The organism is Roseateles sp. NT4 (genome assembly GCF_051857475.1).
GTDB lineage: Bacteria > Pseudomonadota > Gammaproteobacteria > Burkholderiales > Burkholderiaceae_C > Pelomonas.
Genome location: NZ_JBPZGZ010000002.1, coordinates 214,452 through 234,652, shown reverse-complemented (window position 1 = coordinate 234,652; position 20,201 = coordinate 214,452). Strand labels below are relative to the sequence as shown.

General features: G+C 68.4%; 17 protein-coding genes, 10 tRNA genes and 1 pseudogene. 6 read left to right on the top strand and 22 right to left on the bottom strand.

From position 1 onward, the window contains the following. Nucleotides 1-22 precede the first annotated feature (22 nt). The gene (locus ACS5PN_RS10620; protein ID WP_439463917.1) at nucleotides 23-925 is read left to right on the top strand and encodes a class I SAM-dependent methyltransferase; all 903 of its coding nucleotides are present in this window, start codon (nucleotides 23-25) and stop codon (nucleotides 923-925) included. A gap of 43 nt (nucleotides 926-968) precedes the next feature. After that, a complete protein-coding gene (locus ACS5PN_RS10615; protein WP_439463916.1) occupies nucleotides 969-1,940 on the top strand; it encodes a hypothetical protein in 972 nt (323 codons plus the stop codon). A 21-nt stretch (nucleotides 1,941-1,961) separates the two neighbouring features. Here the strand turns inward: ACS5PN_RS10615 and ACS5PN_RS10610 are convergent, their stop codons facing one another. From ACS5PN_RS10610 to ACS5PN_RS10520, 19 genes and pseudogenes are all read right to left on the bottom strand, one after another. Beyond that, entirely contained in the window at nucleotides 1,962-3,461 is a 1,500-nt protein-coding gene (locus ACS5PN_RS10610; protein WP_439463915.1) for a serine/threonine-protein kinase, read from the bottom strand. Then, the gene (locus tag ACS5PN_RS10605) at nucleotides 3,454-4,326 is read right to left on the bottom strand and encodes a c-type heme family protein (RefSeq protein ID WP_439463914.1); all 873 of its coding nucleotides are present in this window, start codon (nucleotides 4,324-4,326) and stop codon (nucleotides 3,454-3,456) included. The genes ACS5PN_RS10610 and ACS5PN_RS10605 overlap by 8 nt, the downstream gene beginning before the upstream one ends. Before the next feature lie 183 nt (nucleotides 4,327-4,509). Continuing rightward, nucleotides 4,510-4,702 (bottom strand): annotated as a pseudogene (locus ACS5PN_RS10600) (RtcB family protein); the annotation flags it as partial. Between the two features lie 17 nt (nucleotides 4,703-4,719). After that, a complete protein-coding gene (locus tag ACS5PN_RS10595; RefSeq protein WP_439463913.1) occupies nucleotides 4,720-5,463 on the bottom strand; it encodes a hypothetical protein in 744 nt (247 codons plus the stop codon). A gap of 20 nt (nucleotides 5,464-5,483) precedes the next feature. Next, nucleotides 5,484-6,512 carry a hypothetical protein gene (locus tag ACS5PN_RS10590; RefSeq protein ID WP_439463912.1) on the bottom strand — a complete coding sequence of 343 codons (1,029 nt, stop codon included), beginning with the start codon at nucleotides 6,510-6,512 and terminating at the stop codon, nucleotides 5,484-5,486. A gap of 48 nt (nucleotides 6,513-6,560) precedes the next feature. Next, the gene (locus ACS5PN_RS10585) at nucleotides 6,561-7,697 is read right to left on the bottom strand and encodes an SPFH domain-containing protein (protein ID WP_439463911.1); all 1,137 of its coding nucleotides are present in this window, start codon (nucleotides 7,695-7,697) and stop codon (nucleotides 6,561-6,563) included. A gap of 246 nt (nucleotides 7,698-7,943) precedes the next feature. Then, nucleotides 7,944-8,014: transfer RNA gene (locus ACS5PN_RS10580), tRNA-Glu, on the bottom strand. 186 nt (nucleotides 8,015-8,200) lie between these two features. Further along, on the bottom strand, nucleotides 8,201-8,761 hold the full coding sequence (locus ACS5PN_RS10575) for an HNH endonuclease (protein ID WP_439463910.1): 561 nt from the start codon (nucleotides 8,759-8,761) through the stop codon (nucleotides 8,201-8,203). 44 nt (nucleotides 8,762-8,805) lie between these two features. Beyond that, a tRNA-Gln gene (locus tag ACS5PN_RS10570) sits at nucleotides 8,806-8,880 on the bottom strand. A gap of 12 nt (nucleotides 8,881-8,892) precedes the next feature. After that, the gene (locus ACS5PN_RS10565; RefSeq protein ID WP_439463909.1) at nucleotides 8,893-9,093 is read right to left on the bottom strand and encodes an SEC-C metal-binding domain-containing protein; all 201 of its coding nucleotides are present in this window, start codon (nucleotides 9,091-9,093) and stop codon (nucleotides 8,893-8,895) included. Between the two features lie 77 nt (nucleotides 9,094-9,170). Further along, nucleotides 9,171-9,255 (bottom strand) — tRNA-Leu (locus tag ACS5PN_RS10560). 10 nt (nucleotides 9,256-9,265) lie between these two features. Continuing rightward, nucleotides 9,266-9,343: transfer RNA gene (locus ACS5PN_RS10555), tRNA-His, on the bottom strand. A gap of 21 nt (nucleotides 9,344-9,364) precedes the next feature. Next, nucleotides 9,365-9,440, bottom strand: a tRNA-Asp gene (locus ACS5PN_RS10550). Between the two features lie 7 nt (nucleotides 9,441-9,447). Continuing rightward, nucleotides 9,448-9,524 (bottom strand) — tRNA-Pro (locus tag ACS5PN_RS10545). 99 nt (nucleotides 9,525-9,623) lie between these two features. After that, nucleotides 9,624-9,699: transfer RNA gene (locus ACS5PN_RS10540), tRNA-Trp, on the bottom strand. 7 nt (nucleotides 9,700-9,706) lie between these two features. Further along, nucleotides 9,707-9,781, bottom strand: a tRNA-Glu gene (locus ACS5PN_RS10535). Nucleotides 9,782-9,791: 10 nt separating this feature from the next. After that, nucleotides 9,792-9,867: transfer RNA gene (locus ACS5PN_RS10530), tRNA-Ala, on the bottom strand. 35 nt (nucleotides 9,868-9,902) lie between these two features. Then, nucleotides 9,903-9,979 (bottom strand) — tRNA-Arg (locus ACS5PN_RS10525). Between the two features lie 369 nt (nucleotides 9,980-10,348). Further along, nucleotides 10,349-10,528, bottom strand: a complete 180-nt coding sequence (locus ACS5PN_RS10520) for a hypothetical protein (protein ID WP_439463908.1) — start codon at nucleotides 10,526-10,528, stop codon at nucleotides 10,349-10,351. 122 nt (nucleotides 10,529-10,650) lie between these two features. On the opposite strand from ACS5PN_RS10520, the gene ACS5PN_RS10515 reads away from it, so the two are divergent. After that, nucleotides 10,651-11,055: a hypothetical protein gene (locus ACS5PN_RS10515; protein ID WP_439463907.1), complete on the top strand. Its 405-nt coding sequence runs from the start codon at nucleotides 10,651-10,653 to the stop codon at nucleotides 11,053-11,055. Here the strand turns inward: ACS5PN_RS10515 and ACS5PN_RS10510 are convergent. Together ACS5PN_RS10510 and ACS5PN_RS10505 are read right to left on the bottom strand one after the other, a co-directional pair. Then, the gene (locus ACS5PN_RS10510) at nucleotides 11,047-12,414 is read right to left on the bottom strand and encodes a sigma-54-dependent transcriptional regulator (protein WP_439463906.1); all 1,368 of its coding nucleotides are present in this window, start codon (nucleotides 12,412-12,414) and stop codon (nucleotides 11,047-11,049) included. The two genes, ACS5PN_RS10515 and ACS5PN_RS10510, sit on opposite strands and share 9 nt — an antisense overlap. Continuing rightward, on the bottom strand, nucleotides 12,395-14,179 hold the full coding sequence (locus ACS5PN_RS10505; protein ID WP_439463905.1) for a sensor histidine kinase: 1,785 nt from the start codon (nucleotides 14,177-14,179) through the stop codon (nucleotides 12,395-12,397). The genes ACS5PN_RS10510 and ACS5PN_RS10505 overlap by 20 nt, the downstream gene beginning before the upstream one ends. Before the next feature lie 134 nt (nucleotides 14,180-14,313). Between ACS5PN_RS10505 and ACS5PN_RS10500 the strand changes: the two genes are divergently transcribed. The 3 genes from ACS5PN_RS10500 (at nucleotide 14,314) to ACS5PN_RS10490 (ending at nucleotide 17,430) form a co-directional block, all read left to right on the top strand. Continuing rightward, nucleotides 14,314-14,916 (top strand): DUF4166 domain-containing protein, encoded by a 603-nt coding sequence (locus tag ACS5PN_RS10500; protein ID WP_439463904.1) that lies wholly within the window; start codon nucleotides 14,314-14,316, stop codon nucleotides 14,914-14,916. A 137-nt stretch (nucleotides 14,917-15,053) separates the two neighbouring features. Continuing rightward, nucleotides 15,054-16,523 (top strand): TIGR01777 family oxidoreductase, encoded by a 1,470-nt coding sequence (locus ACS5PN_RS10495; protein ID WP_439463903.1) that lies wholly within the window; start codon nucleotides 15,054-15,056, stop codon nucleotides 16,521-16,523. Continuing rightward, complete coding sequence (locus ACS5PN_RS10490) at nucleotides 16,504-17,430, top strand: hypothetical protein (RefSeq protein ID WP_439463902.1); 927 nt, start codon at nucleotides 16,504-16,506, stop codon at nucleotides 17,428-17,430. The genes ACS5PN_RS10495 and ACS5PN_RS10490 overlap by 20 nt, the downstream gene beginning before the upstream one ends. Here ACS5PN_RS10490 and ACS5PN_RS10485 read toward each other — a convergent pair. Then, nucleotides 17,423-20,158 (bottom strand): M16 family metallopeptidase, encoded by a 2,736-nt coding sequence (locus ACS5PN_RS10485; RefSeq protein WP_439463901.1) that lies wholly within the window; start codon nucleotides 20,156-20,158, stop codon nucleotides 17,423-17,425. The two genes, ACS5PN_RS10490 and ACS5PN_RS10485, sit on opposite strands and share 8 nt — an antisense overlap. Nucleotides 20,159-20,201: the final 43 nt, after the last annotated feature.

Here is a 20,201-nt window from a genome sequence, read left to right as displayed (position 1 = left end):
CTGGCCTTGAGAATGCCGTCCCATGCAAGCCTTGCTCGACGCCATTGCCGCGACTGCTGACCTTCCCACCGACGCCCAACGCCTCTTCCACGGCCGCGGCGGCCGTCATCCCGGCTGCGAGCATCTCGCACTGGACATCTATCCGCCCGTGCTGTTGCTGACCAGCTTCAAGCCGCTGGCCGACGAGGAGCTGGCCGCGGCCGGCGCCGCCATCGGCGCGCGCTGGCCTGACGTTCCCTGGGTCTACCAGTGCCGCGGCGAACGCGCTGAAACGCGGCTGATGGCCGGCAGCGTGCCCGAGCCCCATGTCGTCCCGGAAGCTGGCACGCGCTATGTCGTCCACCTGATGCGCGGACAGAACCACGGCCTCTTCCTCGACATGGCCGAGGGCCGGCGCTGGGTCAGGGAGCAGGTCCAGCCCGGTGCCAAGGTGCTCAATCTCTTCGCCTACACCTGTGCTTTTTCGGTGGTTGCGTTGCAGGCCGGCGCATCCGAAGTGGTCAATGTGGACATGGCCTCAGGTGCCCTGGCCATCGGCCGCACCAACCATGAGCTGAACAGCGTGAAGGCGGGGGCCAGGTTCCTGGCCCATGACATCTTCAATTCCTGGGGCAAGCTGACCCGCGGCGGCCCCTATGACCTCGTCATCTGCGACCCACCGAGCTTCCAGAAGGGCAGCTTTGTCGCGACCAAGGATTACGCCCGGCTGGCCAAGAGGCTGCCGGCGCTGCTGGCGCCGGGCGGGCTGGCGTTGTTGTGCCTGAACGCACCGGAGCTCGACCTCGCCTTCCTGCGCGACGCGGTGTCCCAGAACGCCCCGGAGCTGGATTGCCTGGGGCGGGTGGCCAACCCGGCGGTATTTGCCGACGTCTCCGACGACCGCGGCCTGAAGGTCTTGGCGTATCGTGCGCCGGGCCTGACATAGATCAACAAGCCAAGGGGCCGCGTCGCTCCGGGGAGGAAGTCAGATGAAGTCGCAGATCCTGGCCGCGACCTTTGCGGCCGTCCTTTCCATGCCCACCTGGGCGAACACCTGGGACGAGCCCTGGCAGGAGACGGTGGCCGCCCGCGCGACCAGCTTCGGCCTTTTCAAGGTGGAGAAGGTCAAGGGAACGACGGCCACGGCGGTGCTCACCCGGCACTTGGCTGGCGAGCCGACGCCGTCAGCCGTGGACATCGGCGGCTATTCGCAGCTGAACGTGACGTCGGCGTCTTCGGACCACTGGGAGCTCTGGCTCAAGCCCGGCAAGTCCTACTACCTCTACCTCGTCAAGGGCGAGAAGGGCAGTTGGCAGCTGCTGACGCCGTCGGCGGGCACCGACCTGCTGCGGGACAACGGTCTGGTGGAGGCCAGTTACCGGATCAGCATGCACAAGGCCCTGCTGCCCGTGCCCATCTACGAGATGACGCAGGCCTGCATCTTCCAGCGGCTGCACGCCCAGGCCTGCAATGTCGAGCCCGTCCAACGATTCATCGACCAGCAACTGGCCGGTGAGCCCGCCAACCCCGACGCGGCCAAGGATCAGGCCGAGCTGGACCGGTTCTTCATGCAGCACGCGGCCATGGAGACGGCCGCCGCGCTGCAGTACGCTCCGGCCGGGATGGATCTGGGCAAATATATCGGCACCCCGGCGATGCACGTGCAGTTCTCGGCGCTGAAGCTGCTTGCCGCGACGCAGAAAGAGTCGGCACCTCAGCAACTGGCCACCTTCTTCTGCGCAGGCAAGGCGGAGCCGATGTCCAGGGCCTATGCCCTGCTGCTGCTGCAGACGCAGCGCATGGTGAGCGCCGCGCCGACGCTGCAGGCCTGTCTTCAGACCCTGCCGGGCGACGGCCAGTACGCGCTCACGCCCGTCATGGACCCGCGCATCGGCACGCGCTTCCCCTACAACCTGAAGTCGTCGGCCGAGAAGCTGCTGGCGGAGTGGCAGGCCAACTAGCGACGGTGTCAGGCGAGCCAGTCAGGACAGCCGTCCCAACTGCGCCAGCAATTTCGCCCGCGCCGCCGGATCATTGACGGCCTCGGCCAGCCGGTTGAAGAACACTGCACGGCTGTCCGTGCCGCTGGCGGCGCGCTTGATCAGCACCTTGGCGATGGGTCCGACATGCTGGGCCAGCAGGACTTGCGCCTTGTCCATGACGGCTTCGTTCAGTGGGCCGCCGATCATGGTGCCGCCGACCGAGCCGGCCGTTGCGCCTCTGGAGCCGCCCGCGGAGGGCGATCCGGCCGTGCCGCTGCCCGCCGTGCGATGGTGGTGGCCGCCAGTGACCAGGCTGGCCTGGCCCAGGAAGGCGTCGCGGGCGCGCGGGTCGCTGACCTGCTCGGCCAGCTTGTTGTAGAGCTCGTTGATGTCGTGGCACTCGCGCGCGGCGCGGCGCACCAGCACGCTGGCCAGGGGGCCGACATGCCTGGCCAGGGTCAGCTCGGCCTGGTTGAGCTGGGCCTTGTCCCAGTGCGAGGGCGTCGGTGCGCTGGCCGTGCCGACCGAACCGACCGAGCCGGGCAGGGACGTGCCGGACAGCGATTGCGGTGCATGGGTTGGCGTGGCCAGCGGCTGGGCAGGCTTGGCGCGCGCCGGCGCCAGCATGACGGTCTTTTCCCAGGACGACTCATCAATGACGCGGCCCACGCCGGCGGTCAGGGCCTGCTTGAACTCGTCGGCCGTGGCGTAGCGGTCGTCGGGGCGCTTGGCCAGGGCGCGGGCGATGATGGGGTCGAACCAGCCCGGGCGCTCCACACCCTCGACCGTCGATGGCGGCTGGGGCATGTCGTTGACGACCTTGTACATCAGCGCTTCGGTCGTGCCGGCGAAGGGCGCGCGGCCGGTCAGCAGCTGGTAGAGCACCACGCCGGCGCCATAGATGTCCACGCGGCGGTCCATGGGCTTGCCGAGGAACTGCTCGGGCGCCATGTGACTGGGCGTGCCCACCATGTAGTGGGTCTGGGTGAGATTGGTGCTTTCGATGCGGGCGATGCCGAAGTCGGCCACCTTGAGGCGACCGCCGGCCGTCGTCATGATGATGTTGGCCGGCTTGATGTCGCGGTGCCAGACACCCTTGTCGTGGGCGTGGTCCAGGGCGTCGAGCAGCTGGCTCATGATGCCGGGGATGTCGGTGTCGGTGAAGCGGACCTTGGCGCTGAGGTAGCTCGCGAGCGACCGGCCCTCGACGAACTCCATCGCGATATAGGCGACGTTCTCGTCGCGGCCGAAGTCGTAGACGGCGACGATGCCCGGGTGATGCAGCCGGCCGGCGGCCTGGGCCTCGTTGCGGAAGCGCGAGGCCGGCGCACCGGGGCTGTCGTCGTCGGCGTCGAGCTGGGTGCGGATGGTCTTCAGCGCGACGGTGCGCTGGATGTCGGGGTCGAAACCCTTGTAGACGACGCCCATCGCGCCTTCACCGAGGACCTCGGTGATGCGGTATTTGCCGAGCTTCTGCGGGTGCTTGGAAGGTTCAGGCATCGAGCAGTTTCATCGCTTGCACCACGCTGGCGCGCATGCGGGAGAAGGAATCGGACAAGGTGGCGATCTCGTCCTTGCCGCCGGTGGCGAACTCGGGTGCTTCCAGGTCACCCTGGCTGACGCGGTCGGCCAGGGCCGACAGCTTGGTGACGGGGCGCACCACCAGCATCCACACCATCAGGTTCAGCACGATGCCGACGGCGACGAAGACGCCGATCAGCGAAGTGATGAAGACCTTGAAGGTCTGGTCGGCGCGCTGCAGCGGCACGCCCAGGGGCACGGAGACGATCTGGGCGCCGATGACCTCGTTCAGGTTCCAGCCGAAGCCGTTGGCCGGGCCGTACTTGGCGACCATGGTGGCGGGGGCGGCCTCGACGCTGCTGTGGCAGGCCAGGCAGGCGGGGTCGGTGATGCGCAGCGGACGGGCAATGTAGAGCGAGGGGCCGGCGGGGGTCTCGCGTACGCCGGAGGTCTCCTTCAGGTCGGCCGCACTGCGGAACTGGCCGACGATGTCGACCTCCCAGCTGGTGGCGCGATCGCGCGGGTTGGTCGGGTTCAGCGTCGCCTCCTTGTAGGCGAACTCGGGATGCTTGGACAGCAGGGTGCCGAGCACCTCGGTGGCCGAGTAGCTTGGCACCGTCTGGGGCAGGAACTCGTTGGCCATCTGCGAGGCCAGCAAGGGTTTGATCTGGGTGTTGGTGTAGGCGCGCACGGCCAGCGCCTTCTCCATCAGCATGCGCGCGCTCTCGACGACCTCCTGCTGGGCGTTGTTCTGCAGCAGGTTGCGGGCGATGTAGCCGCTGAGGGCGATGCCCAGGCTCATCACGAGCAGATAGACCAGATTGAATTTGGCGAGCAGTTTCATGATGGATTTTTCCCCGAGGGCGGCAATGTTAGTGCGGCGGTATGGCTGAGTGGCTTCGTGCTTGCGCGCGGTTCCCGGTGAATTCCGCACAAAAAAAGGGCGCCCGAACGAATTCGGGCGCCCTGATGAGGCTTCTGGATGCATTCGGGCCGAGCGCTGGGCCGTTCCCGAGCCGGCCCGCTCGGGCGACCGAGCCGACGGTGGCGCCGATGCCAAAATGCGCGTCCGGCATCGCGGCGATGTGCTTGAAGACGATGGGCAGGCGGACCGCGTTCTGAAGCTGGCGTTTGGCCGCTTCCTCGACGGGTACCCCCTGCGTCCACATCTTCAGCGGGACGCCGCCGGGGACGTCCTCGTGGATGTGTTGGGGTTGCATGGTGATTCCTTCTTGCGTCACTGCACCATGCCTTGGCGAGCAGCTTCCGCGTAGTTCTTGAGGTCGGTGTCGTTCGGGTCCACGGACCGGATGAACGCCACCACGGTGTTGTCGATCTCGCGCTGCCGGTCGAGATGGCGCATCTGATGACCGATGCCGTGCAATGCAGCCAGCTGCACCGCCCGGCACGGCATCTCCAGCATGTCGCGCAGCACCTGCCAGACGGCTTCCTGCCAAACAGGCTGGGCTCGCACATGCCAGAACGTCGGCCAGACGTCGAACCACATGAACGACACATGATCGAGGCGACTGCCCGAGATGCCGCCGGGGCCCTTCAGGTGGGCCAGGCGCGGGCCTATGCAGTCGCGCCAGAGTGCCGGCATGGCACGCATCATCTTCATGGCGTCGTCCAGCGGCACGCTGGGGTCGATGGCAGCGAACGGCACATCGCTGATCGAGTTGTTCATCACATAGTCCAGGCCCATGCCGACCTGCTCGTCGCCGTAGCCGGCCAGATCGCTGCCGGCGTTGGCAAACAGCGCCGTCTGGACGCGCGTCCATTGCAGCGGGGTGGCGTCGAATTCCGGCTCGTCGGGGTCCCAAGCCCACGTCGCCGAGGCCGTTGCGGGAACTTGGCGGTCAAACAGATAGCGCAGCGCCGCTGCGTAGAGCTCGGGCTCCAGCCCGATGCCCTGGGGACTCCAGTCCTGCGGGGGCGTTTGGCGGCGTTGTTGCGCGGCTGTCGATCGTTGGGTTTTCATGCTGCGATCCGGTTGGGCAGTCAGGCCACGTGCAGTGCGCCGCGCTTGATGCGCCTGCCCACTCGCTCGATGCGGCGCCAGCCGCTGTTGTCGTTCAGGGTGATCCAGCGCCTTTCCTCGGCGCGGTAGAACCAGTCCTTGTCCTGCTGGTAGTAGACCTGCGCGCCGCTGGCTTCCCAGATGTTGCAGATCTCGTTGCTGTGCGCGTGCACCTCGTCGAAGTCGGTCGTCGCCTTCTGGCCCATCTCGCTGTAGCAGGCATTGAGCTGCAGCAGCAAGGTGTTCACGTCGGCCGGCATGCGCTCGGCGCGCAGGCCGATCTTGACCGCCTCGTCCAGCAGGATGGGATAGCTGTGCGACGGATAGTTGCCGTTCAGCGCCATCGAGATGGCCTCGGCCTTCGCGGCGTCATCGATGTGATACGCCAGCAGTTCGCGGCACAGCATCAGCGACAGCGATTCGGCGCGGTCCACCGCACCGATGACCAGCGGGTGCACGTATTGGAACAGCGACCTGTAGGCGTTCTCGGGCGGGGCCTGGTCTTGGCCCTGCTCGTCGCGCCACAGGCGGATGACGCGTTGCAACTCGTTCTGGCTGACGCTGACGCGGTCGTTGTCGCGGTCCACCGGCGAGAGCGCGTGATTCAGCGAGGTGTCGACGGCCGTCAGGTAGGCCGTGGGACCCATCTGGATGCCGTCGCAGCCCAGGGCCACCATGGTGGCGGCCGAGGCGCACTCGAGCGGCACCAGCGCAACCAGGCGGCGGCAATGCTGGCGCAGCAGATTGACGAGGCGCAGCGAGGTCTGGCCGCTGCCGCCGTCCGACTTCAGGAAGAGGTAGATGGTGTCTTGCTGGCCGAGGCGTTCGAGCACGTGATACAGCGCCACGACGTCGTTGGAGCAGACCGAGCCGCGCGGGCCGTTCCAGTAGCTGACGAGCGGGCCGCCCAGCTTGTCCGCCAGGCGCTGGATCAGCGATTGGGTCTGGCTGAACAGCACGGGAGGTTGTTTGACCGGCACCTCCAAGGCCGGCAGGGTTTCGTTCTTCATGATGTTTGAAAGGGTTGAAGCCCTGCCGGTCTCCCGGCAGGGCGGTGCTCAGCGAAGCTTCACCAGCCCGTTGAGCACCTGGTCCAGACCTCCGAACACGGAGATCTTGTCGATGCGCTCGGCCACGCGCTCCAGCGTCTCCAGCTCCTTCAGGCGCAGGGCGACGGGGTTGTCCTCCATCACCTTGGCCGTGTTGAGCAGGGCACGCGTCGCCGCGGTTTCCTCGCGGCGACGGATCACGTTGGCTTCAGCGGCCTTGCCGGCCTCCACCACGTGGGCGAGGATGGTCTTCATCTCGCCCGGCAGCACGATGTCCTTCACGCCCACGCCGTCCAGTTGCAGGCCGAGGCCGGCCAGCTTGGGCGCAACGTGGGCGGTCACGACCTCGTCGATGACCGACTTGTTCTCCAGCAGCTCGTCCAGCGTGCGGGTGCCCACCGCCGCGCGCAGCCCGAACTGCAGCTCGCGGTAGAGGTGGTCCGCCGGCTTCGGCAGCGCCTGAAAGGCAAGCAGCACGTCGGTGTAGCGCCAGTTCGCCGAGAGGTTGAGCCGCAGCGCGACCTTGTCACGGGTCAGGATTTCCTGGCCCGTCACCTCCAGCGCCTGCAGACGCAGGTCCACCAGCTCCACCGCCACGTTGCGGCCGAACTTCCAGAACGCGTGCGCGCCCGGCTCCAGCAGCCGCTCGACCTTGCCGTCCACGCGCAGCAGGCCGGCGCCGTGTTCGGGCACCTCCACCTGCAGGACGCCGGCCAAGCCGGTCACCGTGCGCGGGCGCAGTTGAGGCTGGGCCAAACGGGCGGCAACGGCGGCGGGCAGCTCGGCCGAGGTGCGCAGGTCGATGACTTCGACCTGCACGTCGACCAGGCCGCGCCAGTACAGGCGCCGCGTGGACGGCGGCAGGACCTCGACCAGCACGCCGTTCTCGCTGCGCAGGCCAGCCTGGTGTTCGCTCAGCTCGACGCGCAGGAATTCCGCCTCGACGACTTCCGGCTCCTTGGCCATCAGATAGTCGGTCAGCGCGTGGACGAAGGCCGGCGCACCGATGTTGAAGAGTTCGAGATACAGCTTGTCCAGGCCGGCGAACAGCCAGTGCGTGCCGGGTTGCAGCACACGTTCGAAATCGCCATTGCGCAGCAGCAGGCCGCGCTCGTTCTTCTTCACAGTCACACGCTTGATCGTCATGGTGTTCTCCTTGTGGTGACGCGTGTTGTTGATGGGATGAGGGTGCCGTTACAGGGGCCCGTGCGGACGTCGGATGCCAGGACCCGGAGCCGCGGTGCGCGTCGAACGCCCCCTCCCTGAAGGCGCTCTCGGCTGGCCGTGGATGCGAAGTCCCGCTGGTCCGGCGCACAAGCGCGGGCCGCTGATGCGCGGTCCGGCCGGAGCCGGGGCGCACGTTCGGCGGGGTGGTCTTTCGACCGGTTTGGTTTTGGAGTGGGAGTCGAACCCACGACACACGAATTGAGAGTTCGTTGCTCTACCGTTTGAGCTATCCAATTGCCAATTGGCGGAAAAGAAGGGACTCGAACCCAACCCTTGCGGGACACCATGTCATTCCCAGATCAACCGATTCCGGCAGGGCGGCATACGCCGTGGCGACGGGCGGACCCGGCCACGGCGCACCGGTGGGGCGTGGGAACCCCGGCCTGTGAGCCTTTGCCTTCCTCGGCGGATTCGTTGACGCCTCAGCTGAGGCGGGATCCTTTGGGCAGGCGCGCGGCCAGCCAGTCGTGCACGTCGGCGCGGATGTGCCGCCCCTTGAGGATGAAGTCCTCAAAGCGGCTCGGCACAAAGGGCGCAAACAGCAGCGGCATGCGCGCCTCGTCCGGCGTGCGGTCGGCCTTGCGCGAATTGCACGCGCGGCAGGCCGCGACCGTGTTCATCCAGCTCAAGGGGCCGCCGCGGCTGGCCGGCAGGATGTGGTCCACCGTCAGCGCACGGGCGTCGAAACGCTGGCCGCAGTAGGCGCAGGTGCAACGGTCGCGCTTGATGAGCTTGGCCTTGCCGTAGGTCGGCACGACATCGAAGAGATTGAGCCTGGACGCGCCGCGCAGGGCGACGATGGGCGGGACCTCGATGCGCGACTGGTGACCGGTCGTGGTGTTGAAACCGCCGCGCAGCACGGCCAGTGGTTGCTCACCGGCGGACCAGACGACCGCGTCGGTCGCGACCAGGCAGGCGGCCTGCTCCACCGAGATCCAGGCCTGGGGCAGGCCGGTGATGTCCAACTGCAATACGTCGTGCATGCTGACCTCCTTTCTTTTGGGCTGGGCACGATGGATGAAATGGGTGGAAGGGGCGGCAGGACTTGAACCTGCAACAGACGGCTTCAAAGGCCGCTGCTCTACCGTTGAGCTACACCCCGGCAGAAGGCGCGCTAGCGCCGATAGTGGTGGCGGATTGACGCCGTCGAAAGCAGCCGCTGCTCAGGCAGCAGCGCTTGAAACGACCTCCGGGAGCCGCAAGGGCAGGGGTCGTTCCGGCCGAGTTTCTCGACCAGTTCCTTGTGGCCGTGCACGATGCGATCGCCGCGCTTGACCTGTGTTTCAGACGGGGAGCCCTTGCGACGCTTGCTCATCGTCTCGAAAGCTGTGGGCTTGGGTTGACTTCTTTGTCTTCATGATGTCCTCCGGTGGGGCGTTGTGACTATGTGGTTGGTCCCCTCGGTCCGAGTCGAACGGACACGCCTCGCGGCCCCGGCTTCTGAGACCGGTGCGTCTACCTATTCCGCCACGAGGGGACGATGCGCTTGGGGGTGATCGACCGGATTCGAACCGGTGATGCCAGGGTCACGACCTGGAGCCTTCGGCCTCTAGGCGACGACCACCCCCAAGCGCACGTGAGAAAAATGGCGCCGCCGGCGGGTTTCGATCCCGCTGCCTCTGGTTCGACAGACCAGCGCTCTTCCGATTGAGCTACGGCGACGTAGAGATGGTCCGAACGGCACGACTTGAACGTGCAACCCCCTGCTCCCAAAGCAGGTGCTCTCCCTGGTTGAGCTACGCCCGGACTGAAAAGGGTTGTCGGTGACGGGTTCCGACGCCGCCCAATCGTTGCGGCCGGTTTGCGCCCCTCGAAGCGTGAGTTCGCCAAGAGGCTTCGTTTGATTGGCTGGCCATGCAGGACTCGAACCTGCAACCTTCGGTTTTGGAGACCGTTGCGCTGCCAGTTGCGCCAATGACCAAGGGAACTGGTACCCCGTGCGGGAGTCGAACCCGCCTCTTCGGCTTGAAGGGCCGAGGACCTCACCGGAAGTCCAACGGGGCCAAGTGATGGTGGTGGAAGCGGCCGGCATCGAACCGGCAACCTTCTGCTTGCAAGGCAGGTGCTCTCCCTGTTGAGCTACGCCCCCATGAGTTCGTCGGTCTGCAACCCCTGCAGACCTTGTGGCGCCTCGTGGACGACTCGAACGTCCAACCTCCGGCTTCGTAGACCGGCGCTCTCATCCATTGAGCTAACGAGGCGAGAAAAACCATCTCGGCTGTGTCCACACGCGACGCGGCTGGTTTGCGCAAACCAGAGGTGCGTCGCTGCACGCGACAGGCGGCCGCCCGAGCGCACATGCACACCGGGCCGGCCGGTGCTTGTGCGTGGGCACACCCGAGATGGGGCAGGGCGGCCGAGGAACGAGCCTCGGCGCCTGCCAGTTTTTGAATGCAGTGCCGGCCGTGGAGCCGGCGCTGCATTCGGTGCGAGTTGTTAAGGAGCAGGCGCTGCGCAGGCGCAGCGGCGTCGGGGCAGCCCCGGCGCTGTGTTCGTTTGAACGGTGGAAAAGGAAAAGGCCCGGTTCCTTGGCAGGAGACCGGGCCTCGAATGAGCGTGGAAGGTCGGCGTCAGCCGGGTCCTTCACCCGATAGGTTGGTGTCATCGATCTCACGGTCGTAGCCGTGTGCATGGGCGACCGGCGCGGGCTTGCCCGCCAGCTGCGATCCCTGGGCCTGTGTCAGCCACATGGCATCGCATCGGCTCAAGGAGCCGGCGAGGTCGATGACGGTGACGAGATGGCGGTTCATGGCAGGGCGCGAAAGCGGTTCGGTCGTTGGTTGAGGGTGGCGGAGAAGCTCAGCTGTGATGAGCGAATATGCGTATTGTTAAGAATCTTCACGTTACCGTCAACACCTAGAATGCCTGTGAAGTGTTTTCACAACACCGCTTCTCGACTCAGCCCGCCGTGTCCAGCCCCGCCACCATCCGCCGGCTCAACGCCCTCGCGTTGTTCCAGACCTTTGCCGAAGAGCGCATCAACGCGGGGGATCCGCCCAAGGGGCTCGAGGCTGCATGGGCGACGCGCATCGGCGTCAGCGGTGCGACCTGGTCCATGGCCAAGAGCGGCGCTCGGCCCATCGGCGACAAGCTGGCGCGGCAGATCGAGCACCACTGCGACAAACCCGCCGGATGGATAGACGAGGAGCGTGAACCGACGGGCCTCACGCCCGCCGAGCAGCAGTTCCTCTCGCAGGCGCTGAAGACCTATCGCGGCACCAACAGCGAGGGTCGCAAGAAGCTGCGGCTGCTGTTGAAGGAGTTCGGCTCAACGTAGGCCGAGGCGCGTCAGCTTCTTGATGAGGCCGACCCGCGACACGCCGAGTTGCCGCGCTGCCTCTGATTGATTGCCGCCCGCAGCACTCATGGCGTCCTGGATCAGGCGGCGTTCCAGCTCGTTCAACGCGGCGTCAAGAACACCGGTGGCTGCAGTCGGTTCGACGCTGCGCGGTGCCTCCGAGCTGTCACCCGCGGCCAGCCGCAGCAATTCGGTGTCGACTTCATGTTGCTCGGGCAGCAGCAGGGCGCCGGCCGATTCGACGATGGCCTTCAGCTCGCGCACATTGCCCGGCCAGTCGCGTGCGGTGACCCAGGCCAATGCGCCGGCCGAGAAGCGCGCCTGCGGTGCGCCACGCTGCAGGAAGCGCGCCGCCAGCAGCGGCACATCGGCCATGCGTTCGGCCAGCGGCGGCGTGCGCAGCACCACACCCTTGAGACGGTAGTAGAGGTCTTCGCGGAAGCTGCCTTCGCGCACCATGGCCTCGAGGTCGCGGTGCGTGGCGGCAACGACGCGCGCCTCGGCCTGCTTCTGCACGCGGCCACCCACCGGCACGAAAGTGCCTTCCTGCAGAAAGCGCAGCAGCTTGACCTGCATGGCCGGCGGCATCTCGCCGACCTCATCCAGGAACAGCGTGCCGCCATGGGCCGCCTCGACGAGGCCGGGCTGGTCGCGGTAGGCGCCGGTGAAGCTGCCCTTCAGATGGCCGAAGAGTTCGCTCTCCAGCAGCTCGGCCGACAGCGCGCCGCAGTGCACGACGACGAACGGGCCGTCGCGGCGTGGGCTGCCCTCGTGCAGGGCGCGGGCCACCAGCTCCTTGCCGGTGCCTGTGGGGCCGAGCACCAGCACGCTGACGCGCGTGGGCGCGACGCGCCTGACCATGGCGCGCAGCTGCTGCATGGGCGGCGTCTGCCCGACGAGGCCAAGGTCGTCGGCGCCCTGTTCGGCGCGCAGCTTCACCAGCTCGGCCTCCAGGCGCGACTTGCGCAGCGCGCGGGCAACGACAAAGCGCAGCAGGTCGGGGTCGATGGGCTTGGTGATGAAGTCCCAGGCGCCCAGCTCGGCCGCGCGCAGGGCCAGTTCATGTTCGCCGTGGCCCGTCAGCACGATGACGGGCACGCTGTGCAGGCGCGGGATCAGCTCCAGGCCGCGCTCCGGGTCCATATGCGGCGGCATGGCCAGGTCCAGCAGCACCAGCTCGGGCCGCTGCTCGGCAAAGCGGGCCAGGGCAGCGTCGCCGTCTCCGGCGATGTCGACCTCGTGACCGAGGCTGCGCAGGAAATTGCCGCCCAGCCGCTGGAAAGCAGCCTCGTCGTCGACCAGCAGGACGCGGCCGGTTTCAGGGTTGGATGGGGTCATGGGGGAAGCTCAGCGTGAAGCAGGTGCGCCAGCCTGGGCGCTCGGTCAGTGCGGCCGTGCCGCCATGCGCGGACATCACGCGCGCGACGATGGCCAGGCCCAGGCCCGTGCCGCCGGGGCTGCGCGAGGCAAAGGGTTCGAACAGCCGCTCGCGGATGGCCTCGGGCACGCCCGGGCCGTTGTCGCAGACATGCAGGCGCAGGCCATCGGCATCGCGTTCGGCGTCGACATGGACGGCGCCGCCGCCGGCCGTGCGGCCGTTCTCGACCAGGTTGGTCAGGGCTTGCTCGACACGGCGGGCGTCCAGCAAGGCGGGCAGCGGGTGTTGCAGGCCGGCACCCAGTTCGGCCTCGGGCGTGCGCTGCGTGACCCGACGCACCAGCTCGGTCACGTCCACCTCGGCGGTGCTGAGCTTCCAGGGCTTGGCGTAGTCCAGCAGGTCGCGCGTCAGATGGGCGATGCGGTCGACCTGACCGGCCACCTCGCGACGCGTGTCGCTGTCCGCTGTGGCCACGGCCATGGAGATGATGTTGAGCGGGTTGCGGATGTCGTGGGCGACCGTCGCGGCCAGGGCGCCCAGCTCGGCCAGGCGAGCCTGCAACTGCCGCTCGCGTTCGCGCGCCGCCAGCTGCTGGGCCTGCTCGACGCGTACGGCGGCTTCCAGCACCAGGCTGGCGAAGAGCTCGGCCAGATGGCGCTGGCCCGGCGGCGCGGCCGACCAGCCGTCCAATTGCAGCCGCCACGGCGCGCGCCGGCAGTTCAGCCGCGGCAGCGTGGGTGCGCCTTCGGCATCGAACACGACCTCGACCGGCGTGCCCAGGCGCCGGCTCAGCAACTGGCCGGCGACACCGCCCAGCTCGGCCAGGGTCTCGGCCGGCAGCAGGGCCTCGCGCCAGGCCTGCAGGTCGGCGGCAGACGCTTCGCCGCCCGGGTAGATGAGCCGCTGCACGAAGCGCCTTACCGGCCCGCTCAGCGCCAGGCAGCCGGCAGCCACGGCCACGCCACTGAGCCAGCGCGACTCGAAGGGCAGCAGCAGCGGCATCAGGCCGACGATGCCGACACCTACGGCCAGCAGCAGCGTCCAGACCAGGGCGCGGCCGGCCCAGGCGTTGGCGACGAACACACCCCAGCGCAGCACGCCGTAGACCAGGATGACCGGGTAGAGGGGCAACAGCAGCAGCGGCACGGGGAAGACCGGCACCTGCAGCAGCACCAGGCCGTAGCCGCTCAGGCACAGCAGCCCCCACAGGCAGGACGCCGTGACGGCCGCGATCTGCTGCCGCGCGGGCGGCTTGGCGAGGGCCAACCCGCGCAGCAGCACCGCCACGCCGGCAATGCCCAGAATGATCCAGGCGACGCTGGCCATCCAGCCCAGGCGGCCGGCAACGAAGATCCAGCCGACGCTGTCGCTCCAGGTCAGATGCCCGGGGTGGCCCAGCAGCGAGCACAGCGAGGCCAGTGCGCCGAGCCCATAGGCCGTCGCTACGCCGACACGGCCCAGCGGCACGCGGCAGAACACCACGCAGAAGTGGAAGAAGAAGGTCGAGACGAAGGGCGCCATCGACACCAGCCGCAAGGCCACGGGCTCAGCCGCCGGGCCCCACCAGTTGGGCAGCTCATTGCCCGTGATCCAGACCGCGATGCCGACCAGGAAGGTCGCCAGCAGGCGTCCGCCGGCCACCCGGTCCGACCACCAGAGCAGGACGCCGGCCAGCACCAGGGTCTCGAAAAGCGAGAACCCGAGGGCGAAGCGGATCAGCAGCATGGGGTGTTAACGAAGTTGACAGAAGGGGTGGGCGGCACTGTATCCGAGGTATGCGATTGACGGTCCGGGCTTCAATGAAATCAATTACTTAGCTTCTGAATCGGCGCTGGCACGCTTGTCGCGATAGAGGGGGTATGAACGCTGCCAGCCCTCTCGACCTCTCCGCCCTCATCGGCCCTGCTGCCTGGGCCCGGCTGCCCGCCGCCGTGCAGCGCCGTTTTTCCGCCGGCCACCCCGAAGCGACCTATCGCGGCCTGATGGACATGCGCTGCTCGCGCCTGGGTCGCGTGCTGGCCTGGCTGGTCAAGCCGCTGCGCAGCCCGCTGGCCGCGGCCAATGCCAGCGGCGTGCCGACGACGGTGCGTGTGAGCGCCGTGGGCGCCGGTGTTGTCTGGGAACGCACCTTCGAAGACGGCGTCGGCCGCGTGTTCTCGACCAAGGAACTCGACGCCAACGGCCGCTTGCAGGAGCGCACCCGCGGTGGCCTGGGCATGGCGCTCGACGTCTTCGAGCACGACGGCGCCCTGGTGTTCCAGAGCCATCGCTACTTCCTCGACATCGGCGCCCTGCGCCTGGTCATGCCCCGCTTGCTCAGCCCCGGTACCTGCCGCGTCGAGCACCGTGACCTGGGCCACGGCCTGTTCCGTTTCACCCTCTCCATGAGCCATCCGCTGTGGGGAGAAACCTTCCACCAAACCGGCGTGTTTGTTGACCCCTCGCCCAGCTTGCCGGGCTGAACGCCGGCAAGTCTGGTCGATCCCCCGGGGGGATGGCGATGCCTGCCGGATTGACCGGCAGCCACATCGCCCAAGGCGGGCCGGCTAGGGAGCGGCCCGGCGCTCGGCCCGCAAATGCATACAACCAAGGAAACGACATGAACACCCTCTTCACCCTGCTCAGCGTCCAGGCCGTCATGGGCGCCTTCGACAACCTCTGGCATCACGAGCTGCAGGCCAAACTGCCGCAGCGACCTTCTGCCCGGCGCGAGCTGGCCCTGCACACGGCCCGCGAAGCCATCTACGGCGTCGTCTTCATCGGCCTGGCCTGGTGGCAATGGCAAGGACTGTTCGCCGCCCTGCTGGCCGCGCTGCTGGGCGCCGAGGTTGTCATCACGCTGGCCGACTTCCTGGAAGAAGACCGCAGCCGCAGCCTGCCGGGCTTCGAGCGCGTGCTGCACACGCTGCTGACCATCAGCTACGGCCTCTTCCTGGCTCTGCTCGCGCCGGTGCTGTGGCGCTGGGGTCAGCAGCCGACGAAGCTGCTGCTGGTCGACAACGGCTGGTGGGCGCCGCTGCTGACGGCCTACGGCGTTGGCGTGGCGGCCTGGAGCCTGCGCAACCTGATCGCCGTGCGCCGCCTGGGCCGCATGACGACGCCGGCCGCTCAGCCTGCCTCGATGCGCCGCCAACCCGCCGTCCTCGTCACCGGCGCCACCGGCTTTGTCGGTCAGGCCGTGGTGGCCGATCTGTTGCGCGACGGCCGCCGCGTCATCGCGTTGTCGCGTGACCTGCGCCAGGCGCGCGGTCTGTTCGGGCCCGGTGTCTGGGTGGTCGATAACCTGGACGCCATCCCGTCCGAGACCCGCATCGAAGCCATCGTCAACCTGGCCGGCGCCCGCGTGCTGGGCATGCCCTGGACGGCCGCGCGCCGCCGCTTGCTGATGGGCAGCCGCGTTGGCATCACGCAGCGGCTGGTGGCGCTGATGCGTCGGCTGGAGGAGCGTCCCCGCGTGCTGGTCAGCGCCTCGGCCGTGGGCTTCTACGGCGCGGTCAACGATGGCACACCCTGCACCGAGGCCAGCCTGCCGAAGCCGGGTGAGTTCCAGTCTGACCTGTGCGCCGCCGTCGAGCATGAGGCGCGCCGCGCCGAGGCCCTGGGCGTGCGTGTTGTGCGGCTGCGCTTCGGCGTGGTGCTGGGCCGCGAGGACGGTGCCTATCCGATGCAGGCGCTGGCCGCACGGCTCGGTTTCGGTTCGGTGCTGGGCAGCGGCAGGCAGCCGGCCCCCTGGCTGCATCGCGACGACGCCATCGGCCTGATCCGCTTTGCACTTGAACAGAACGAACTGGCGGGTCCCGTCAACGCTGTCGCACCTGACACGCCACAGCAAGCCGAGCTCGCCCAGGCCCTGGCCACATCCTTCGGCCGCCGCGCCTGGCTGCGCATGCCGGCTTGGCCGCTGCGCGCCCTGGCCGGCGAGATGTCGACGCTGCTGCTGGACGGCCAGAACGTCGTGCCCGCCGCGGCGCTGGCCGCCGGCTATCGCTTCCGCCACCCGACGCTGCAGGACGCCTTGGCCGACCTCGCCGCGCGGCATGATGCCGGCCATGAATCCCTCGCCCATTGACCGCTGCAACGACGGCAGCGCCCGACCGCCGCGGCTGCGCCGCGACATCAACCTCGGCACCCTGGCCGAGCTGCCGCGCGCCTCCACCGGCTGGCGCGCGACGCATGCCGAGCAGCTCGCCCTGCTGAAGGCCGACGGCCACGAGGCCGTGCAGATCTGGCAACCGACCGCCGAGGCGGCCCAGGCTGCGCGCGATGCCGGCCTGGCCGTCACGGGCATCTGCCGCGCACTGACCCCGCCAGACGTGGACAGCATCGTGCGCGAGCAGCGCGACCTCGGCTGCGAGATCACCACGCTGCACGTCGGCCATTCCTTCGAGACCGATGCCGAGATGGATGCGCTGGCCGCCGCGATGCTGGAGGCCTCGGCGCGCCACGGCCACCCGATCTATGTCGAGACCCATCGCGGCACGATGACGCAGGACCTGCGCCGCACGCTGGACCTGGTTGAACGCTTTCCCGAGCTGCGCTTCAACGCCGACCTGTCGCACTGGTACACCGGCCACGAGCTGACCTATGGCGGCGAGTTCTACGACCGCGCCGCGCGGCTGCAGCCGGTGTTCGAGCGGGTGCGCTTCCTGCATGCCCGCGTCGGCAACCCGGGCTGCATCCAGACGGGGCTGGACGATCCGGGCGACTACCTCGGCCATTTCCGCTGGATGTGGCAGCGCTGCTTCGAAGGCTTTCTGCGTCACGCCCAGCCCGGTGACTTCCTGAGCTTCAACGCCGAGCTGTTGCCGCAGCGGATGGGCGCCGACTTCTGGCTGCACTATGCCCAGCCGCGCCGCGAGCTCATCGGCGACGCGCTGGGCGGCGAGCCCAGCGATCGCTACGACGATGCAGCCCGGCTCTGGCAGATCGCCAGCGACTGCTTCGAAGCCGCGCGAGCGGCTACAGCGGCTACTTAGCCGCCGGTTTCTTGTCGAAATCGCCGGCCCAGGACCAGTTGGCCTTGGCCGGGTCCATCCAGCGCTTGATGGCGGCGTTGACCTGGGCCAGCGTCAGCGCCTCGCCGCGAGCGTCCAGGTCGGCATTCCACTTGAACTGGCGGCCGCGCTCCAGATGGCCGGCGATGGCGCCCGCGACGGCGCCGTCCTCGCTGCGCCAGGTGTCGGCCTGGGCCTTCATGGCGCGTTTGGCGGTGTCCAGCTCGGCCTGGGTCAGGCCGTCGCGCACCAGGCGGGCCAGCTCGTCGTTCAGGCCGGCTTCGACGCGGGCACGGTTCTCGGGCGCAAAGATGGCGTAGACGTCGATCTGGGCGCGCGGCTCAAAGCTGGATGCGTTCAGCCAGGCGCCGGCGCCGTAGGACACGCCGTCCTTCTGGCGCAACCGGGTCAGCAGCCGCGAGTCGAAGCCGCTGGCGCCCAGCACATGGGTGGCGATGCGCAGGGCGGCGTAGTCGGGGTCGTCGTCTGTCATGGGCAGCAGCAGGGCGCCCAGCACCATGGCATTGGCTTTGTCCTTCAACGCCGTGTTGAGCTTGAGGCCTTGCACGGCAGGCAGCGGCGTGGTCAGCCGGGCATAGGCCTGGGGCGCTGTCCAGCTGCCGAACAGGCGCTCGACCAGCGGCTTGACCTCGGCGGGGTCGAAGTCGCCCACCAGCACCAGCTCGCCATGGGCCGCGCCGAAGAAGTCGCGGTGGAAGGCCTGCAGTTTCTCGGTGGTCAGGCCCTTGATGGCGGCGATGTAATCGGGAAAGCCGAGGAAGGCGCGCGGGTCGTCGGCCGGGTAGGCCGCGGCCAGGGCCTGCTGCAGGGCCTGCGGCGCCACGCCCTGCGGTTGCTGGGCCATCTCCTCCAGGTTGGTGACCTGCTGGCGCACCAGCTGTTCGACTTCGCTGGCCGGGAAGACGGGTTCGCGCAGCACCTCGGCCATCAGCGTCAGCGCCTCGGCGAGCTGGCCGCGGCGGCTGCCCAGCGACAGGCGCGCGCCGTCGGTGGCGCCGCTGCCGGCATTGAAGCGGGTCTTGAGGCGATCGAAGCTGTCGCTGATCTGGGCCCGCGTGTGAGTCTTGGTGCCCAGTGCCAGCGCCTCACCGACGAGGTTGGCCTCGACGCGCTTGCCGCGCAGGGCCTCCAGCGTGCCGTACTGCAGGTTCAGCGCCACCTCGACCGTCTCGCCGCGCGAGCGCTTGGGCACCAGGGCGACCTGGAGGCCGTTGGGCAACTGGTAGCGCTGGGTGCGGCGGTCGAAGTTGGCGGGGCTGGTGTCGAAGACTTCGCCAGCGGCGACGGCGGCCTTGGGCACGTAGTCCTTCAGGGCGTCGGCGGCCGGCACGGCCTGGGCCAGCGGCGTGCGCACCGGCGCCGCGGTGGCGAACAGGCGACCCAGCGAGCGGTTGCTGGGCAGGATCCACTTCTGCAGCGTCGCGTTGACCTCGTCCAGCTGGGCGGCCTCGATGCGGTTGCGCATCAGGAAGAGCAGGCGCCAGTCGCCGGCGGCAATCGCCTCGGACAGCGTCACGCACAGCTGCTGCGGGTTGGCCATCAGGTCGTCGAAGCGCTGCGTCCACTGCGTCTTGGCGCGCTGCAGCTCTTCAGCGGTGATGGGCTCCTTGGCCAGGCCTTCCACCGTGTCGACGAGCAGCTGCTGGGCGCGCTCGACGTCGTTGTCCTCCTTCAGCACCAGGCCGAAGTTCAGCAGCCCCGGCTCGGCATTGCGGCCGGGCCAGCCGAAGGACTGGGCCGCCAGGCCAGGCTCGACCAGGCGCTTGTGCAGGCGGCCGCTGGGCGTGTCGGCCAGGGCCGTGACGGCGATGTCGAAAGCCGTGAAGTCGGGGCTGGCCAGCGGTGGGATGTGATAGCTGACGAACACCCCCTGGTTGCCCGAGGGGCGGCGCAGCGTGACGAGGCGCTCGCCCTCCTGCACCGGCTCGATGGTGTAGGTGGGCGGCAGCTTGCGCGTGGGCTTGGGCAGGGCGCCGAAGACACGCTGCACCTCGGCCAGCGTCTTGGCGGGGTCGAAGGCGCCGGCGACGATCAGCGTCGCGTTGTCGGGCTGGTAGTGGCGCCTGTAGAAGGCCTGCAGATTGGGGATGTCGACGTTCTCGACGTCGGAGCGCGCGCCGATGGTGCTGCGGCCATAGGAATGCCACTGGTAGGCGGCGGCCTGGGTGCGTTGCACCAGGATGCCGAAGGCGTTGTTCTCGCCCGCTTCCATCTCGTTGCGCACGACGCTCATCTCGGTGTCGAGGTCGCTCTTCAGCACCTTGGCGCCGGTCATCCGGTCGGCCTCCATGCGCAGCGCCCAGCTCAGGGCCTCGGCATTGGCCGGGAAGGTCTCGAAGTAGTTGGTGCGGTCCGGGCCGGTCGAGCCGTTGAACTGCATGCCGCGCTTGGACAGCTCGGCGCCGACGTTGGCGAACTGCTTCGTCGTCTTGAAGACCAGATGCTCCAGCAGATGGGCCATGCCGGTCTCGCCATAGCCTTCGTGGCGGCTGCCGACGCGGTAGGTCACGTTGACGGTGACGGTGGGCTTGGTGGCGTCGGGGATCAGCAGCACCTGCAAGCCGTTGGGCAGGCGGTACTCGCGGATGCCTTCGGCCTCGCGCACCGGCGTCGGCGTTGCTGTTGGCGCCGCCATGGCGGCCAGCGGCAGGGCCAGAAGGAGGGCGGCGTGGCGGGGGTGCAGGCGCATGGCTGGGGGCGGAGGCTAGGGGCCGGCCAGCATAGCCACGCCC

Bases quoted from the DNA above. Each gene is read 5' to 3' on its own strand.
- ACS5PN_RS10620 (WP_439463917.1), top strand. From the start codon at position 23: ATGCAAGCCTTGCTCGACGCCATTGCCGCGACTGCTGACCTTCCCACC.
- ACS5PN_RS10615 (WP_439463916.1), top strand. From the start codon at position 969: ATGAAGTCGCAGATCCTGGCCGCGACCTTTGCGGCCGTCCTTTCCATG.
- ACS5PN_RS10610 (WP_439463915.1), bottom strand. From the start codon at position 3,461: ATGCCTGAACCTTCCAAGCACCCGCAGAAGCTCGGCAAATACCGCATC.
- ACS5PN_RS10605 (WP_439463914.1), bottom strand. From the start codon at position 4,326: ATGAAACTGCTCGCCAAATTCAATCTGGTCTATCTGCTCGTGATGAGC.
- ACS5PN_RS10595 (WP_439463913.1), bottom strand. From the start codon at position 5,463: ATGAAAACCCAACGATCGACAGCCGCGCAACAACGCCGCCAAACGCCC.
- ACS5PN_RS10590 (WP_439463912.1), bottom strand. From the start codon at position 6,512: ATGAAGAACGAAACCCTGCCGGCCTTGGAGGTGCCGGTCAAACAACCT.
- ACS5PN_RS10585 (WP_439463911.1), bottom strand. From the start codon at position 7,697: ATGACGATCAAGCGTGTGACTGTGAAGAAGAACGAGCGCGGCCTGCTG.
- ACS5PN_RS10575 (WP_439463910.1), bottom strand. From the start codon at position 8,761: ATGCACGACGTATTGCAGTTGGACATCACCGGCCTGCCCCAGGCCTGG.
- ACS5PN_RS10565 (WP_439463909.1), bottom strand. From the start codon at position 9,093: ATGAGCAAGCGTCGCAAGGGCTCCCCGTCTGAAACACAGGTCAAGCGC.
- ACS5PN_RS10520 (WP_439463908.1), bottom strand. From the start codon at position 10,528: ATGAACCGCCATCTCGTCACCGTCATCGACCTCGCCGGCTCCTTGAGC.
- ACS5PN_RS10510 (WP_439463906.1), bottom strand. From the start codon at position 12,414: ATGACCCCATCCAACCCTGAAACCGGCCGCGTCCTGCTGGTCGACGAC.
- ACS5PN_RS10505 (WP_439463905.1), bottom strand. From the start codon at position 14,179: ATGCTGCTGATCCGCTTCGCCCTCGGGTTCTCGCTTTTCGAGACCCTG.
- ACS5PN_RS10500 (WP_439463904.1), top strand. From the start codon at position 14,314: ATGAACGCTGCCAGCCCTCTCGACCTCTCCGCCCTCATCGGCCCTGCT.
- ACS5PN_RS10495 (WP_439463903.1), top strand. From the start codon at position 15,054: ATGAACACCCTCTTCACCCTGCTCAGCGTCCAGGCCGTCATGGGCGCC.
- ACS5PN_RS10490 (WP_439463902.1), top strand. From the start codon at position 16,504: ATGAATCCCTCGCCCATTGACCGCTGCAACGACGGCAGCGCCCGACCG.
- ACS5PN_RS10485 (WP_439463901.1), bottom strand. From the start codon at position 20,158: ATGCGCCTGCACCCCCGCCACGCCGCCCTCCTTCTGGCCCTGCCGCTG.